Annotated in this window: 16 protein-coding genes; all 16 read right to left on the bottom strand. The window is 45.9% G+C overall.

Annotated elements, in window-relative coordinates; genetic code table 11:
* Positions 1-3: 3 nt before the first annotated feature.
* Entirely contained in the window at positions 4-1,899 is a 1,896-nt protein-coding gene (locus tag BLU80_RS17510) for a hypothetical protein (protein ID WP_091401034.1), read from the bottom strand.
* Positions 1,896-6,956 carry a coiled-coil domain-containing protein gene (locus BLU80_RS17505; protein ID WP_091401033.1) on the bottom strand — a complete coding sequence of 1,687 codons (5,061 nt, stop codon included), beginning with the start codon at positions 6,954-6,956 and terminating at the stop codon, positions 1,896-1,898. The genes BLU80_RS17510 and BLU80_RS17505 overlap by 4 nt, the downstream gene beginning before the upstream one ends.
* A gap of 11 nt (positions 6,957-6,967) precedes the next feature.
* Positions 6,968-7,261: a hypothetical protein gene (locus BLU80_RS17500; protein ID WP_091401031.1), complete on the bottom strand. Its 294-nt coding sequence runs from the start codon at positions 7,259-7,261 to the stop codon at positions 6,968-6,970.
* A gap of 20 nt (positions 7,262-7,281) precedes the next feature.
* Positions 7,282-7,674: a hypothetical protein gene (locus BLU80_RS17495; RefSeq protein ID WP_091401029.1), complete on the bottom strand. Its 393-nt coding sequence runs from the start codon at positions 7,672-7,674 to the stop codon at positions 7,282-7,284.
* Positions 7,675-7,783: 109 nt separating this feature from the next.
* Positions 7,784-8,239 (bottom strand): hypothetical protein, encoded by a 456-nt coding sequence (locus BLU80_RS17490; protein WP_091401028.1) that lies wholly within the window; start codon positions 8,237-8,239, stop codon positions 7,784-7,786.
* A gap of 42 nt (positions 8,240-8,281) precedes the next feature.
* On the bottom strand, positions 8,282-8,578 hold the full coding sequence (locus BLU80_RS17485) for a hypothetical protein (RefSeq protein ID WP_091401026.1): 297 nt from the start codon (positions 8,576-8,578) through the stop codon (positions 8,282-8,284).
* A 10-nt stretch (positions 8,579-8,588) separates the two neighbouring features.
* Entirely contained in the window at positions 8,589-10,265 is a 1,677-nt protein-coding gene (locus BLU80_RS17480) for a phage head spike fiber domain-containing protein (RefSeq protein WP_091401024.1), read from the bottom strand.
* A gap of 29 nt (positions 10,266-10,294) precedes the next feature.
* Positions 10,295-10,729 (bottom strand): hypothetical protein, encoded by a 435-nt coding sequence (locus tag BLU80_RS17475; RefSeq protein WP_091401022.1) that lies wholly within the window; start codon positions 10,727-10,729, stop codon positions 10,295-10,297.
* A gap of 15 nt (positions 10,730-10,744) precedes the next feature.
* Complete coding sequence (locus tag BLU80_RS17470) at positions 10,745-11,155, bottom strand: hypothetical protein (protein WP_139188194.1); 411 nt, start codon at positions 11,153-11,155, stop codon at positions 10,745-10,747.
* A 3-nt stretch (positions 11,156-11,158) separates the two neighbouring features.
* A complete protein-coding gene (locus BLU80_RS17465) occupies positions 11,159-11,491 on the bottom strand; it encodes a phage head completion protein (protein WP_091401018.1) in 333 nt (110 codons plus the stop codon).
* The gene (locus BLU80_RS17460) at positions 11,488-11,988 is read right to left on the bottom strand and encodes a phage gp6-like head-tail connector protein (protein ID WP_091401017.1); all 501 of its coding nucleotides are present in this window, start codon (positions 11,986-11,988) and stop codon (positions 11,488-11,490) included. The genes BLU80_RS17465 and BLU80_RS17460 overlap by 4 nt, the downstream gene beginning before the upstream one ends.
* A gap of 21 nt (positions 11,989-12,009) precedes the next feature.
* Complete coding sequence (locus BLU80_RS17455; RefSeq protein ID WP_091401015.1) at positions 12,010-12,195, bottom strand: hypothetical protein; 186 nt, start codon at positions 12,193-12,195, stop codon at positions 12,010-12,012.
* On the bottom strand, positions 12,179-12,445 hold the full coding sequence (locus BLU80_RS17450; protein ID WP_091401014.1) for a hypothetical protein: 267 nt from the start codon (positions 12,443-12,445) through the stop codon (positions 12,179-12,181). Before BLU80_RS17450 ends, BLU80_RS17455 begins: the two co-directional genes overlap by 17 nt.
* A 69-nt stretch (positions 12,446-12,514) precedes the next feature.
* Positions 12,515-13,813, bottom strand: a complete 1,299-nt coding sequence (locus tag BLU80_RS17445; RefSeq protein ID WP_091401012.1) for a phage major capsid protein — start codon at positions 13,811-13,813, stop codon at positions 12,515-12,517.
* A 3-nt stretch (positions 13,814-13,816) separates the two neighbouring features.
* Entirely contained in the window at positions 13,817-14,509 is a 693-nt protein-coding gene (locus BLU80_RS17440) for an HK97 family phage prohead protease (RefSeq protein WP_091401011.1), read from the bottom strand.
* Positions 14,506-16,029 carry a phage portal protein gene (locus tag BLU80_RS17435; RefSeq protein ID WP_091401009.1) on the bottom strand — a complete coding sequence of 508 codons (1,524 nt, stop codon included), beginning with the start codon at positions 16,027-16,029 and terminating at the stop codon, positions 14,506-14,508. Before BLU80_RS17435 ends, BLU80_RS17440 begins: the two co-directional genes overlap by 4 nt.
* Between the last annotated feature and the right edge of the window lie 5 nt (positions 16,030-16,034).

The raw sequence follows: 16,034 nt of genomic DNA, 5'->3' as shown, positions 1-16,034 counted from the left end.
TTGTTAGTATGTAGGGTATGTTTCGTAAGTGTCGTAACTGGATGTCGCCTCCAGCTCTAACTGATCCGGTAAAAAGTCCTTATTCAGTTCAATTGCCGTTATCTTCTGTTGGCAGTTCCGGAGGTCGTACTCGTTATTTAACTGAATGTATCGCCCCTGGTCATTGATGGCCAGGATGTCAGAAAATTGAATCTGATTATCCAAGACAGTAAACTCAATCTTTCTTGCCGCCTTTCTGCTCGTGGCCATGTACGCCCTCAGTAGCTGATGCAGTGCCGTTCGAGGGGTGGAATCGCCTGATTTGAAGAGGTAGGGGAATAGCATTTCCGCTCCGTAAATAGTGCCGTCATAAGTAATTGCATATTTTGTATAAATCCCCCCGCTAATCCCATCATCTGGCGCATTCCCAATGGTAGTATTATCCACGCTCAGAAGTTGGGTATAATCCCTTACTTGGGTTAAATAATCTTTGATGCCTGTTTGCTCTTTTCCGGATCTATCCACTGAAAATATCGCCCCGTAATATTCCGCAGTGATTGTCTTCGGGTAGGTGATGGCATACATGATATAATTACTGTATATCTTTTGCTGCCAGGATACCGTAATAGTGCCGTCCGCGGGAACCTCTTTTATTTTCAGTGAAACTACCTGCTCGCCGTCTTTTGATTCCAAAGAGAGTGGGATGAATTTGCCGTCAAGGTCGGAGGAGAAATCCTTATCAAACTTCAAATCTCTTGCGGCGCCATTGGTGTCTACCATGGTGACATTCATGCGTAAATAAGCTATGTCGGCGTTTGAGATCTTATCAGCCTTATAGTCAAAGTATTTTAAGGTGATATCCAGCGAATAAGCAACGCCGGCACTTACAACTGCTGTTTGAGTAATGGTAGTCCAGAATACCCCGTTTTTAGGGCTTGTATAAGTCTTATTGATCACCTTCATCCCGTACTTGGATTCCGGCCTTCCGGTACCAACCCTGCTGATGGTATCCGGCCTGTCGATAGCCCAGTTTGTAGGCACCCCGCCGACCCACTCCCCGAAATTAAAATTGCGCAGCAGACCGTTATTGCTTCCAAATTCATATTTACAGCTTACCTCCTTAGTTCCTCTGACGGCTCCAAGGCTTTCCAGATTGCCGACAAGGAACCCGGACTGCATTCCCCTGGTCATAGTGGCCACGTTCCTATAAGTGGTAGTCTCTTTGCTCACCGGCGTTATAAAGTTCAATTTGCCCTCTGCGAAATACATAAAGGAAAACAGGCTTTTTGCAAACCGCTCCATGGTGTCGTAGCTGTCATTAGACCGTCCGTCATCACCTTTAAAGCTGGAGGCGTCAAACATCATCTCATCCAATAACTGAAGCCCGCTGCTATTGTTCAGATGGTAGTCATTAATGAAATTAATACTGTACCCGAAGCCTTCATTTGCTCCCAGCGCCAGACATCTTTCCATAAACCACCTTAATGTTTGTTTCCCGTACGGCATCCGGCCATTGGCATCTACCAGAATCTTGCCTTTCATGATAGAGAAGATGTCCACCGCCTGAAGGCTAAGGCTGGAACCTGTCAAATCCAGAGGGCGGACAATATCATCCGGAGTGATGAAACCGTCAAATCTCCGATTTGGTGCTGTGATGGTAACCAATACGGCGGTATCGTCAATATCTGTAAGATCATCTATAAGCTCCTGTGGGGGCTCATAGATGTTGATCTTAGCCCTGCATTTTCGGATAGGGTCATATATATTATCCTCATCACCGCTAAAGGTTAAAGTGCAGGGTTTTGAGGTGCCGTAAATAGCCGTCACGGCACCTAAATAGCTCTTAAGGGAGATTGTAATCATGCAATCCCCGCCTAGTAAATCTTTAAATCCTAACTGATATTTTGGTGTGTAACTCATTTATTATTGTTTTTATCTGCTCTAACCATTGCAAGCCTAATGACATCATTTTCAATAACACCATTAACGCTTACGTTTACATCGGAGGCCCCTTTGTCTAATTGCAGGATGTTTTTTAATTTATTCAAAGGGGCGACTACTTCAGGGTTATTCCTGGCTCCCTGGTATTCACCTATGATTGCGTTTGTGCGGCCATAGACAACGCCGCCGTCAGCAAAAGCCATTTGTGACTGTTTATTCTGGAATGCTGCTTTCAAAGCCGCCCCAAGGGCTACAACGGCTACGCCCGCAGCTACGCCAAGGATAGGGTTGGCTTTAAGGGCCTTTTCAAATGCCTCCTTAAGAATAGCAAACTTTGCAGCTGTGGTAATCATCCATTTCCCTAGGTTTTCTAACTGGCCACCCACATTCTGCATGAGTGTGCCGAATAAGTCTCCGATATCACCGCCGCTAAAGACGCCTCCCAGCATTTCACCGATGCCGGCCAGGCCCTCGGTAGCGATATCCTGTATTTTCTGCTGAAACTGAGCTGCCAGTTCCGCTGCATTAACATCTCCAATCATATTGGTTAAAGTGTCTTGCAGCAGATGTGCAACCGCTCCGCCCTCTATTGTAGTTGTATCAACCTTACTTAGAGCTTTCAATAACTGGTTTATTTCCTTCTTTTTTAGGGATACCTGTTCTTTTAAGCCATCCAAAGGGGCGACTAATTTCAAATCAACTGATAAGTCCACCGCTGCATTAGCCTGGCTAAAAGTGCTTTCTGCGTTTTTGACAATATCCGCAACTTCAGCCACCGCCGAATCCTGCTTAGCATTGGCCCACTGGACCTTCATAGGTATGATAACAGACGCATCGGCTCCGGCCTTTTGAAGTGCTTTAATTTCTGTTTCCAGGCTCTTAACACGCTCCTTTGCCGCTTCAAGTGGAGTGATCCAACCGTTTTTAAGATCTTCCTCAATACTTAAGCTCTGCTCGCCGGCCGTTTTGATAACGAGGTCGATTTTCTGCTGTTTGGTGAGTGTCTCCAAATCTGCTTTAAGCCTGGATACTTCATTACGGGCCTCAACAACTCTGCTGTCATCCAGAGGAAGGGCGTTTTTGCCGGTAACCAGATCCTGATAAGCTTTCTTTGCTGCGCTCAGATCACTTTTAACCTTTTCCAGTGAATCGGTAATGCCCGCCGTATTTAGCTGCGCATTTATATTCAGAGCGTCTTTGAACTGCTTTAAAACACCGGAGGCTGTCAGGTCTTTAATTTTTGCCTGTAACTGGTCGATCTGGCTTAAATCAGCCTCAACTTTCACCTTGCTGCCCTTATTCTGGAATAAGACGGTAAGATCTTTCTGATAGGCTGCCAGTTTCTGCTGAGCTGCATCCAGGGCGCTGATTTGTCCGGCCTGTAACTGTGCATCCACCTGCTTAATGGTGTCCGCTAGGGCGTTTTGAGACTTGGCGAGGGCATCGGTTTGCTCTTTGGTCTTTTTTAAAGGACCTGCTGCCTGATCGGCCCCGTCAATCTTTAGATTGCCGGTTTGTTCGACAGCAGTCTGCAAGCTTTTAATAAATTCCTTTATCCTGTCATTATTCTGGCCGATATGTTTTGTAATGGCATCCTGTGCATCGATTGCCACTTCAGCAGCATTTCGGGCGCTCTGTGCTTGTTTGGCAAATGGATCAGAAATGCTCCCACCGCTTAAGTTACCCGTTAGCCCTCCTTGGAAATTTATTTTCTTAGCATCCTTGGCCGCTTTACTGTATTTATCCATCGCAACAGCGCTGGCCACAACTGCTTTAGCCTGCTGCTCCTCTAAATCGATGTTTTCAGAGGTTAGCTTATTAATCTTATCCTGATATGCCCTCGCCTGCGCTGCTGCAATGATTGCGGGCACCAATTTGTTATTAATCGTCTCTGCCAAAGCTCCATTTAAAGCGTCATCTTCTTTGATATTCTTTAAATAGGATGGATAAAGTTTTTGCAGCTCATCATAAGCAGATTTGCGTTTGCTCATAGGCGCTTCAGAATCGGTTAAAACAGCATTCAATGCCGTTAGTTTACCTATCTGATCACCGGCTGACTTAATAGCGCTTTGTTCAATTTGCTGTAAAGCCTCCTGCTCTTTTTTAAATGCCTCTGCTGCTGCCTTGGCCTTATCCGCTCCGGTCGCCCAATCAACAAGCTCCCCTCCATATTTAGAAAGGAGACCAACACCGATAAATAAGCCTGTCTGCCAGCTCAGCAGCGAACTGGTAATGGCTTTAAATGCGCTTGTTGTCGGTTCTCCGGAGGCTGCTAATTTGATATTTTCCGCCCTCAGATTCTCTAAAGCCACCATAATAGGCTGAATATTATTGCTAATACTCATAAACCCTATTTTCATGGACTGGAAAAAGTTGGGGATCTCACCGGATAACTGCGCTACGGTCTGGTTCAGGTAATTGGTCGCACTGGAGTAATTACCTACGTTCCGGACGTAAATGCCCATGGTGGCATCAATCTCTTTCAGCTTGCCGCTCAGTTCACCGATATTCTTAATCATACCGGCACCGATGGAACTATCCCGATCCGCCTGTGTTAGTCTACGGTATGCCTGATTAGCCAGGGTCAACTGCTGCTGCAAATCATTGTATGACCCCTCAGCGGCAATGGTGGCCTTCGCCTGGGCGTTGATTGTACTGGTGGCCTGGCTAACCTGCTGTTTTAAAGTTGCATATTCAGACCCTAACTGTGCAATTGTACGTGAATTGGCGGCGGCTTCTGCCTCACTCAGCCCTTCCATTTTCGCCAGATTTCCTATTTCCGTTGACACTTCAGCCATCCTCGCCCGGTACTGGTTAAGTATCTGGACATTTTGGATAATGGAGTTATTCAGGTCTGCATTAGCAGAGGTAAAAGTATTTACCCGGGCACTGGCAGCATTAAATCCTTCTCCGATATTTTCAGCTGCCTGGCTTGCCTGCTGTGCAGCGCCTGCCAGCCCTATTGTTGCACTTGCCGCGGACTGGGCTGCATTGGTCGTATTCTGAATAGCCTGCGTTAACTGTGCTGTGCTCTGTGCTGACTGGGCACTGATACCAGCAACGGTGCTCATGTAATTTGCAAGAGAGGCGTTTTGAGCCGCTAAAAACTGCAAAGTAGTGTTAGCGGTAGCCTGCAATGATTTAAGGGCTGATTCAGCAGCGGAGGCGTATGTAGCAGCATTCTGCAATGAATCATTAAGCCCCTGTAACCCTTTTCCGCTTGCGCTGACCTGCAAAGATGTCTTACCACTGCCCAGCGCCTGTACCTGCTTTAAAGTAGCAAGCAACTGGCTCATGTCGGTGGTCTTAATATCCAATGCGATGCCTCCGGTGGTAGCCTGTTCAAGTGCTTTTACAGCAAGGTTGAGCTGTGTGATTTTATTTAACCCGGTTATGCTTGTAACTACCTTTACATTTTTGTCTTTCAGCTCCCCGATTGCAGTTTGCGCCTGTAAGACCTTGTCAATTCCGGTGACCTCAGTAAAAATCTTAACAGACTTTCCCTGAAGGTCTTTAATAGCATCAGATGCCTGAACGATCTTTTCGAGACCGTCAGAAGATATATTTAACTCTAAATTTTTACCCTGAATAGCTTTTAAGGTGTCATTGATTTTTTCAACCTGATTTAAGCCCTCTGCATCTACTTTTAATGAAATAGTCTTTCCCTGCAAATCCTTAATGGATTCACTTAGCCTTGTAACCTGGTCAATACCGGCCGCATCAATATGTAGGGAGATGGTTTTTCCCTGGATTTCTTTAATAGCCCCCGAAACGGCAGCCAGCTGACCCAGGCCGTCAGTTTCAATGGGTATGGTTACCATTTTACCCTGCAAGTCCTTTATTGCTGCCTCTGTTTGGGTTATTTTATCCAATCCCTCACTGGATACGGTGAGGGTAATTGCTTTGCCTTGCAAATCTTTGATGGAATCGCTAAGTTTTGCAACCTGGCTAGCGCCTTCGCTGGATATGTTGATTGAAATGTCCTTTCCTTGGATATTATTTAACGCCTCATTTAACTTGGTGATCTGGTTAGCCCCTTCAGTATTGACCTGTAAAGTAACTGCCTTGTTCTGCAAGTCTTTGATAGCGCCCTGTAGCTTGGTGATCTGTTCAACCCCATCGGCTTTAACGGAAATCTCAATAGTTTTACCCTGTAACGCTTTGACGGATTCCCCAATTTTTATCACCTGGTCTGCACCTTCAGAATTTACACGCAACTCTATGTTTTTAGAGTTCAACGCCTCTACGGCTTTCTGGATGTCATTAATCCGGTCGACCCCCTGAGCAGAAATATTTAAGGTTAACTCCTTGCCGTTTAAATTAGCAATAGACTGCCCTAGCTTAGAGATCTCTGATAGCCCCTCAATATGAACATTCAATCCTTTGGAAGCAATTTCAAACAGACTGTTTAAATCTATTTTAGCCTGCTGTAATTTATCGCTACCGGTAACCTGGACGTTCAGATCCACAGGCTTGGCTATCTGCTCAACCGCAATAATGCCAGAAATGAGTTTTGTAATATCGGCAGTTCCAATTACACGTACATCTACGGTTACTCCCTGGGAAGCGGTTTTAATTAAATCAGAAATCTCATTAGTGGTTCTAATTATGCCATCTTCACCGACTGTCTGAACCCGAACAGTTGCCCCTTGCTCTGCTGTATTAACCAGTGAAACTATTGATCTTTGAAGGATAATGGCATCATTCTCTCCGGATGTTTTAACCTCGATCAATATCCCTTTTTCACTGGCATTTAAAGCAGCTAATATTAGCCCTTCCAGTTTCTGGATAGACTCAACACCCCTAGTGTTAACAGACAGGGATATGCTTTGACTTGCGGCTTTTCGCAAGTCGCTGACAGCATTTGAAAACCGGTTGAGTTGCTCCAGTCCGCCAATTTCAGGGGCGATCTTCAGCTGAGCAAGGGCTAATGTCCTGCGCTTAAAATCATCCATGAGCTGACTGGCGGCTGCGAAGCCTTTCGCCATCGGCTCATAATCAGCCCCTAATACAACCTCCATTCCTGCTACATCCATGACCTGCTATTTTATTCCCCCGGATTGCCGCCCCTGGGTATGTTATTATATCTGTTAACAATCTCGTAGACCTCTTCCTGAGTTATTTCCTTAGGCGCTTTGGGTTTTGGCTCCCATGGGAATCGCCAGAGATCTCTGATACTTTGCTTTGAACCGTTGACCCAGATAAGCCATTGCGCCTGCTCTCTGACTTTTGACCAACCTTCCCGGTAGTCTCTGTTTTCCCTTTCGATAAAGTGCTCCATCTTGATCAGGAACTCGGCCCAGCTGTAATCAAAATAAAACTCAGCAGGCCGCATACCCATCTCGCCGATGGCAAACTCCTTTATTTCTTCAAAGCTGGTTTTCTTGCGGCTTTTACGACCTTTTTTGGCTTTGCCGCCTCTGCGTTTGGGAGTAAGGCTTTAATCAGATAACCGTACATTTCAGAGAACTGGCCATCGATCAGAGAGATACTGTCCAATATCTCATAGCCTTTTTCGGTGGTGGCGGATACGGTCTTGTTATAAGCATCAATGCCCGCTGCAATTACGTTGGCCCGAACGCCCATGGACTGGATAAGGCCGCCTTTAACGCTATCCTTTGAAATGTTATTACCAATCAGGTAGTTAAACACTTCTGACAGGTCAAGGCCGGATAATTGGCAAACCCGCTCAATAAAAAATGCATTGAAAGCCAGGTTGTAAGTTTCTTTTGTTGTCTTTAGTTGAAAGTTCATTGAAAACTGTTTGCGCCCATAACAGGCAGGTTGTGAAATGTCTTTAGCGGGGCGGCCGTGGCCACCCCATAACTAAAGACGAGAGAGGTTAAGAACCGGTAGCTCCGGATTAAGAACCGGTCGTAAAGGTTACGCCATCGTCACCTGTGATGGTGAAAGTGGTTGTGGCCTTTGCATTGTTGTTGTACTGGTCCTGAATGCTGCTGATGAAGCCTGTAAAGTCATAGATAGGCAGATTCGTTTGAGAAACGCCATCTTTTGGCGCGATGCGCCATTTGATCTTTGACTTATTAGTGACCAGGTTATGCAGGTCAGCAATACCGAAAATGTCGCTCAATCCTGCTTTCAGGATCTGTCCTTCAAACTGGCAGGAGGTGTCCTCATCAATCTGAGCGATATCCTTACCGCATTTTGAGCTGTCATCCTGAGTGTTTACCTGCCTCTGTAAACTCAAATTGAGGTTACACAGCACCATTTTAAAGGCAGGGGTGCTGGTAGCGGAGGTATCGGCCAGTAAGACCATATCGCCCCCGTTAACTTTGTCAGTGTTTACTACTGTTGCCATGATTGTTTATTTTTAAACGTTTAAAAACTAATTGAATGAAGTCTACTGGAATATCGCATATGGTGTATCAGGAGTTATTTCCTCTACATCCGCCTCCCCGAAATCAGGATATCCCGTAATTGGCCGGATGTTGAAGTGCTCAGCTCCGTCCGCTTCATACTCAATGGGAGCTTCCGGGTCTGAGTTTGATATCGGGATCTTACCCACCCAATACAGGATAAAATCAGGTGTCTGGAAGTAATTGCCACCGCAACCGGTTATTACGCCCTCTGCGTCCAGACCCAGTAGGGTAGTGATATTCTCTTTTAACTCGGTGGTTTTGAAATATTTGTCTTGCATTGTAAAAGGTTTATTTAGTGAGCGTTTGGACTTCGGTGTCGGTGAACTTGCGGGAAAAAATAGCAAGGCATTTAACCTGCATAGATATCCCGCCCGGTCCATCAGTACCAATTCTTAACTGTCCAGAACCTGGAAGGCTACCGTCATTTGCAATCGGAGATCCAATAGCGCCTCCGTTGCCCACATTCACAGTAGAGGCATTCCAGAATGACATTCTTTTATTGTTTGTATTGGCAACAATAGCATATGTAGTTCCAGGATAGATTGCCCTGGTATCATTTGTGACAGTATACATAAGCGTATTGGCTGACGCTGCTTTTGACAGATACCGATATGATGAACCTGAAATATTTTTAACTATTGCATCCATATATACTGTAGCAGCTGAATATGGAACAACATCATTAGCGCTTTTTACGATGTCGGCTGCTCTGGTTGCTACTGCTCCAGATGTAACAATAGTGCTAGTACTTACTGTTCCTAGTTCAAGCTGAACATCAGTTATCGAAAAAGATCCAGAAGTTGATGAGGCTTCTTTATAGACATATAGCCTCAAAAGGGTAGTGCCTGTAGGTATGGTAACAGTCTGTTCTATTTTCACAAACTTGCCTATTTTCACCTGAGAAGAATAATCACCTGATGAAATGGCCACTAAAGTAGCTGCGTCTCTGAATTCCCAACTGTACCCTGATAATTTACTGATAGCTTTCACCCAGAAACTTAAAACATAGGTGGAGCCTTCAGTAACCGGAATGCCTGTATTATTATATATCCAGCACCCTTGACTGCTGACACATGAAAAGCGTGGAGCGTTCATTGTCTTTCCGTCTCGACCAATTTCTGCATTGTATGCAATTTCGCCGCTTGGCATGGAGATGGACAGATAAGTTGACGAGTTTAAATTAGAATAAGGGAACAGATTCGTTGCCGCTGTTTCAATTAAATGACGTGCGACACCAGTACTATAATCAAACCTGGGCACATCTGTTGCAGCAGTCTTAAGATATCCATCGCTGCCGATATAAGTTGCTGTGCCGGCTCTGGTGGTATTGATTTCAACGAGTTTGCCCAATTTGTTGATTCCTGCAACATATCCGGTTTTGCTAATTCCCGGTGCAAATAGCAATTCGGCTTCCTGTTGATTGATCTGCGGGATGTCTTCATTCAATGTATTGAAAAACACTGCCCAGTCAAAAGTATATCCGGTGGCTTTAGCATCACTATCCCACATGATAAGACCTGTTGGCAGGATAACGCCTGTCTCTACCGTACCCGTGGTGGTGATGGTAATGGAAGCTTTCCCCTTCTCATTGTTATTCATGTCCAGATTCTTGGCAGTGATAATACCTGAGAAGCGGTAAGTAGTAAGCCCCGCCTGATCAGTAGGATTAACAACGCCGATCATGTAATCTGCCTCATCCTTGGTTTTATACAAGTCCTCTAAATCCTTGGTGGTCATGACATCGGTTACATTGGCCTTAATCATGAAGCCGGTCATGGTAACAGTGCCGTCCTCTTCATCTATGGCTATGTCCTTACCACATTTAGAGCTTGCATCAATGGTGTTCAGCTGCCTGCCTAAAGATAGTTCGGTCTGACACAGGATAGGCAGCCAGTTGGAATCCCCAACACGCTTGCCTAAAAGCACCAAAACACTACCATCGACTTTGTTATTTTTGCTTGCCATTTTAAACTGTTTTGCTCAGCTGTCATTATTTAGGACAACTGATGTTTAAATATTATAATTCTTTCTAATATCTGTACTGTTGTTGTAGTATCCATGTCACTGGTGACATTATCAGATACTAACTTTTGGTTGATATTCTGGTAATCGTCTACCGGGAGCCTGAAACTTCTGTCCGGATAAACCAGGTCGTAAACCTGTGCGGCCATGAGCCGGAGGTTTGCCGTACTTATCTTTGCGCCCCGGCAATAGATGATAATCTGAATTGAGGCATCCTGATCATTATCGCATTTGCTCTCTGCACCTACGCTGGAAGGGTTCTGGATTAATATGTAATAAGTGTCTGACTTCTGAATGTCAACGAAGCTCCTGTACACGGGAACCGCAACGCCGTTAAGCAATATTTTGCCGTTCAGGGCTTTGTAATAAGCTCCTTCCAGTGCGTCTATGTAAGTGGTTGTTGCCATTGCGTGCTTTGTGTGTTACGTTCCTTCAATTGCCTCTGCCAGTGTGTCCATTACGTGCGCTGTTACTTCCTCGTAGGCCGGATACAGGTAGGGAAAGCTCGGTGTACGACCCTTACCGTTTATGTAGAAATTCCACGCCATCTGCTGCCAGCTACCCGGCAGACCCGGTACATACCTCTTAGCAAATAATCCTGTTCCAAACTCTACGTAAGCGCTCTCAGGTGTCTGGGTGGAAACAATCCATTTGCCATCGATGTACTGAAGCGTCAACTCTCTGCGAACCTCCGGAAACTGACATTTGCCTTTTGCCCTGGTTAAGATCTCCTGGCTGGACTCTTTCATGACCTGGTCCGTAACGGCTTTAATGCGATTTTGCTTTTCCTGTAAAGCCCTCATTACGGTGTCGAATCCTTTTAGTTGTGCCATCTGCTATGCCGCTTGTAATGCCATGCTGTTAGTAAACCACCGTTTCAGCTTGATCTCCGTTTCCTTGCTGAATGATCTGGCTAAATACTCCTGTCCGTTCCATTTGATGATGTCATTCTTTTTGATCATCCTTTCTGCTAGATAGCGGTACCAGATCTTGTAAACAACGGTGTCGGTATTGATACCCTGCTGAAACTTCTCATACTCACTCATGAGTTTAACCTTTGCGTAAGTCTGAAATTGCAGGGTTTCCGCGGTCTCCGTTTCGCCATCCTCATTGGTTATCGTTTCACGCCTGTAAACTTCAATCACCTGTGATAGTTCTGCTATTGTCATATTGGGATATAGGCTTTAAAGGGTTCAATAAGTGCCATCATTTCCGGGCTGTACTGCTTAGTCTCGTCATCCCCGTAGTGCTCCAGTCTCCAGGCTACATCTAAAATAATTGCCTGTCTGGCCCAATCCGGGAGCGTCTCATAACCTGCATCATATTTCAGGGTAACCAGCTGTTCAGTCGTCTGTAAGTACCATTGCTCGCCAGCGCCAATGAGTGTACCGTCTGTGCCTTCCAGTGTATCCGGCTTGATATCATTAGCATATCCTAATGAGACCTGGTCTCCACAACCGTATTGCTTGTAAATGGTGGTCACCTCGCTAGGAACCAACACCAGACAAGTAAGGTTCTGAATCCGCTGAATACTGGACCGGATATAATTTTCAATCTGGGTGTCCGTTAACGGGTAATCCACCCGCAAATCGGTCTTGACCTCCGCAGCTGTGACCGGGAGATCCGTACTCTTTGGTTTGATGGATTTACTGATTAAATTGGACACTTGATACTGCTTAATTGTTGATTATTCGGGGTTTACTATCTCTGCCTGACCGTTGGCCACCATATCCTTTACACACTGCTTGCAGCTTTTCTCAAAGATTTCTCCCTTTTTGATCAGGGTTGATCCGCCATTGATCCAGACATCCCGAAGGGCGCGGAGCTTGACTGTGGAGCTGGAGGGTTGCTGTTGGTTATTTTCCTTTTCCATTACCCTTTCCTCCTTTGTCTTTTTCGGGTTCAGCTGCCGGATTTTCAGGTTCGGCTGGTTCCTTTCCCGGCTCTCCCGAAGGTGGATCTACAGGCGGTATAACGCCGCCGTTTTCCTTAGTCTTTTCAACCGGGTCGAAGCTGGCTTTACCCTGTTTTACCAGGATGTCTGCGGTCGGTTTATCCGCTTCCATCATCTTGCCTTTTTCGATCACATTGCCGGTGCCCCAGATTTTTACTAATTCGCTCATGATTTTAAATTAATGGGGGCAAGGCAATACAGCGTTGCCCCCTGGTTAATTAATTGGATTGCTTTGGCCTTATGCTTCTGCCTCTGCCTTCTGGATAAGAGGTGTAGCTGTAGCGAAGGTTCCTTTTACAAAAGCCCATTGGTCATGGTATTTGATACGGAAAGACGCTACCAGCTCAGCCAGTACGGTTAACTGGTTTTTGATCATCTGATCGTTAACCCAGCCAACTTGCAAGCTCAGCCCCTCTACGAAGTTTAATAAACCCTTAGAGAAGTCTCCGACAATGAACTGATCATCTGCTACGAAGTCGTTCTCAATAACCCTGATACCTTTGATCTTAGACCCGTCAGCAGTTGTGAAAGGAGGTAAGATATAGGTGTCGTTAGCGTTCTTGTAAGTATCCAGCAGCGCGTTAACTGTAGGGCTTACTAAGATTGCGTTAGGGATGTAACCTGTACGACGGCCGTAACCAGTAGCGGCCTTGTTGCCGACACGGGCCTGTAAAATAGCTGCACGTAGTACGTCCATTTGATTAGCTGCCTGTACCTTTCCGGCAAGGCCTGCACCTGTGAAGGCTTGACAGTACTGGACAATACCTTTCAGGTTATTGCCAATACCCGCGGCATTGGCTGCACCGTCACCTAAAAGGACCTGGTAATCCATCTCGTCGTAGAGATTAGGGATCAGTTCCTCTGCAACAGTTTCTCCCAGCACCTGCATATTGCGGGCTTGCTGACGGGTAATAGCTGCATAAACCGCTAAGGTTTCAGCAGTGGTCTTACCTTCGTTGTAAGTCCAGTCCATGTTAGGCTTGGTGTTGCTTTCGGATACGCTTGCAGGTCCGCCTTCCTTTGGTTTCTTTTCAACCCACGTTAATGGGTCGGAGCCTACACCGCCGTTTTGGGTACGGATAAGGTCAGTGATGAAACGCTGACGGAAAGGAGCGGCATTGATGCCGGATTCTCTCATGCCCAGGATTACACCAGTACCTACGTTGCCGGTGGTAATAATGGAAGCGGCTTTTTTCAATTCCACACGTCCGGATTTGGCGTTAGCAATTGATTTAATTTCCTCTTCACCGGTGGTTAATGCCTTCATGATCTGACCGCGAAGGGTCAGCCCTTTTTCTTTCTCGGCGGATTTCTCTCTGGCTTCCAGCTGTAAGGCTCTGATTTCCTCTTTAGCTTCTTTCAGCTCTTCACCAACGGACTCCAGTACCTTGATGCGCTCATCATAGGCCTTCAGTTCCTCTTTGGTGGCGCCGTTTTCTACGGCTTTTGTACGTTCTGTGATCTGCTTAGAGAGGTCCGTTCTCAGGTCTTTTAGCGCCTCTGTAACCTCCGCAGTGCTCATAGTTTCTTCTGCCATTTTTTACAGTTTTAAATTTGTGTTACGTATTAAGGACGCCAGACTTTTAACGGATTTCTCCCTTTCCAGCGCTTTTTCTATGTTTTTTTGGGCTTCCATCGCCTTGATGATGGTTTCATCGCTCGCAATTGTGTCTCTGATGAATTGCTTTAACCGGGCGTTTAGCTCCGTTCCCTCTTCGATGTCCATGCCTTTCAGGCTTACTTCCTGTGTCCTGGCAAGGAAATTGGCCGGGTCCATCACGTTTGATACGTGCGTGATGTAGATCTTTAGGATTTCATTAGCTCCGTTCCTTTCTGCATTTTCAAGCTCGTAATAACCCAGGGAATGATGCGTGATGAGGCCGGATTTATACAGCTCGTAGACGTCACGGCCCACAACAGTGTTCGGCCAGATCGTTAACACGCCCCTCAATCCTTTCTCATCCTCAATTAATTCGGTCGGCTTGGTGACCGGCCTGTCATAATTATGGTTGTCGGTGTGCCAGATTACATCCTCACCTTTGGGGCCGCGGGCTTTGAGATCTTCAGTAGCGGCGCCCAGAGTCATGATGTCCTTTACCCGGTCAACATTGCCGAAATGAGCGTAGTAAACAACGACACGGTTGCCTTTGTCGTCCATGTCCACCGGAGCGGACTTGATACTTTTGCGTTTTTCCTCCAGCTTATTAAGCTGAGTCTGTATTAACTGGCTCATTTGCTATTTTGCCCCTCCTTTTTGCCTTTTTTGCCCGTTTGTGGGTCATTGCCCTGATGATCGCTTTCCTCGTCGTTTTGCCCCGGTTGCGGCTGAATCTGGCCGAGTTTTTCAATTGGTAGGTAGCTGTTCTTTTTGTAAACCTTATCCATCAGGTTTTTGCCTTCCGGATCATAATCCAGGGCGTCCTGGCCCAGGATAATCCGCTTTTCGTTCTCTGTAAAGCAGCCGGCTATATCCATCCAGGCGGCTAACTCTTTTTTATCCTCGTCCAGTTCTTTGTAGACTGATATGTCAAAGTCTATAACAACATTCTCATCTTTATAACCCCAATCGGTTTTTAGTTTCCTGTTCAGATCATCTCTAAGTCCAAATAATTCAGGAGCAACAACGTTGGATATAAAATCCTTTTTGTATTCCTTCAGGTTGTTGAACTTAGAATCATCAGGGTTGTTAAAGAGCTTTTCGGATACGCCGTACAGGTTGCAGAGGTCGGACTGGGTAAACTTGGACGTGTCCAGTATTCCCATGTCGGTATTTGTGAGGCCTGTCTGCATCCAGGTAGCTTTACCGAAAATGATTGCCAGCTGGTCTTTATATTCTTTGCTCAGCTGTCTCCATTCCTCTTTAATCCTGCCAGCGGCTTCCTTGGTCACTGCTTTGAGATCTGTATTCCCGGCAACCGGTGGCAGTTCCCAGCTAACGAAGCCTCGGGGGCCTCTGTTCTGGAGCAATTCAATGCCGGCTAACCTTGCATCATTGTCAGATTGAACACTCAGCCAACCTGCGTGTAAAGGAGAGAGGCCGTACAGCTGGCTGCCTAATACGTCCCATTTGGGATTCCAGTATTTAGATTGCAGTATCTCATCCGGATTGAACCTGTAGACATTCCCACCGTATGAGAACTCATATCTAAGCGGTCCTGGAATCATTTTGCCCTCTTCAGGTATGATGGTCATCATGTGAGAAGGCAGTACAATCAGTTCGCCCACCCGCTTTTTGCGGCCAATGGTGATCCCGTAAATAAAGGCATCGCCGGTGATCAGTTTCATGCCTAATGCATTTCTGATGAACTCAGTTTGCCCTTGCTGCCTGTTAGGGTTCTGTAGTAGCTTGCTCAGCTCATGGCTTTCAGGTAGCAACTCAAATGCTTTTGAGCGCTCCAGTAAAGCTGAAAACATGACATCTTTGGTCATCTCCATACCGGCATGAGTCAGAGACTTATACTTTTGGTACGCCTTTTCATTTACAACCTTGTAAGGCTGCAAAGGTGCCTGCGAACCGGTCTTGGCGATCTTATTGACCACTGAATACACCATCGCATTTTTGAGATACCCACTATTGACAAAGAGCTCTTTATCCATATTTGGAATTGACAGGGCGGTATTCCAGTATGTTGTAGCACCGTCCGGGCCTTTCCATTTCTCATGAGGTAAGAATGATTTAACCTTATCCAACACCGTTGGATAAAACTTTCCATACTTCTGGAAATTGGTTTTTAATCGTTCTACTTGGTTCATTCATC

Source organism: Arachidicoccus rhizosphaerae, assembly GCF_900107765.1.
Classification (GTDB): domain Bacteria; phylum Bacteroidota; class Bacteroidia; order Chitinophagales; family Chitinophagaceae; genus Arachidicoccus; species Arachidicoccus rhizosphaerae.
The sequence above is the reverse complement of the archived record's forward strand: the minus strand, read 5'-3'. Positions and strand labels throughout refer to the sequence as shown.

Excerpts from the sequence above, each read along its gene's own strand:
- BLU80_RS17455 (WP_091401015.1), bottom strand. The coding sequence starts at position 12,195 with ATGGAAAAGGAAAATAACCAACAGCAACCCTCCAGCTCCACAGTCAAG.
- BLU80_RS17480 (WP_091401024.1), bottom strand. The coding sequence starts at position 10,265 with ATGGCAAGCAAAAATAACAAAGTCGATGGTAGTGTTTTGGTGCTTTTA.
- BLU80_RS17485 (WP_091401026.1), bottom strand. The coding sequence starts at position 8,578 with ATGCAAGACAAATATTTCAAAACCACCGAGTTAAAAGAGAATATCACT.
- BLU80_RS17435 (WP_091401009.1), bottom strand. The coding sequence starts at position 16,029 with ATGAACCAAGTAGAACGATTAAAAACCAATTTCCAGAAGTATGGAAAG.
- BLU80_RS17510 (WP_091401034.1), bottom strand. The coding sequence starts at position 1,899 with ATGAGTTACACACCAAAATATCAGTTAGGATTTAAAGATTTACTAGGC.
- BLU80_RS17450 (WP_091401014.1), bottom strand. The coding sequence starts at position 12,445 with ATGAGCGAATTAGTAAAAATCTGGGGCACCGGCAATGTGATCGAAAAA.
- BLU80_RS17470 (WP_139188194.1), bottom strand. The coding sequence starts at position 11,155 with ATGGCACAACTAAAAGGATTCGACACCGTAATGAGGGCTTTACAGGAA.
- BLU80_RS17445 (WP_091401012.1), bottom strand. The coding sequence starts at position 13,813 with ATGGCAGAAGAAACTATGAGCACTGCGGAGGTTACAGAGGCGCTAAAA.
- BLU80_RS17475 (WP_091401022.1), bottom strand. The coding sequence starts at position 10,729 with ATGGCAACAACCACTTACATAGACGCACTGGAAGGAGCTTATTACAAA.
- BLU80_RS17495 (WP_091401029.1), bottom strand. The coding sequence starts at position 7,674 with ATGAACTTTCAACTAAAGACAACAAAAGAAACTTACAACCTGGCTTTC.
- BLU80_RS17440 (WP_091401011.1), bottom strand. The coding sequence starts at position 14,509 with ATGAGCCAGTTAATACAGACTCAGCTTAATAAGCTGGAGGAAAAACGC.
- BLU80_RS17490 (WP_091401028.1), bottom strand. The coding sequence starts at position 8,239 with ATGGCAACAGTAGTAAACACTGACAAAGTTAACGGGGGCGATATGGTC.
- BLU80_RS17465 (WP_091401018.1), bottom strand. The coding sequence starts at position 11,491 with ATGACAATAGCAGAACTATCACAGGTGATTGAAGTTTACAGGCGTGAA.
- BLU80_RS17505 (WP_091401033.1), bottom strand. The coding sequence starts at position 6,956 with ATGGATGTAGCAGGAATGGAGGTTGTATTAGGGGCTGATTATGAGCCG.
- BLU80_RS17500 (WP_091401031.1), bottom strand. The coding sequence starts at position 7,261 with ATGGGTATGCGGCCTGCTGAGTTTTATTTTGATTACAGCTGGGCCGAG.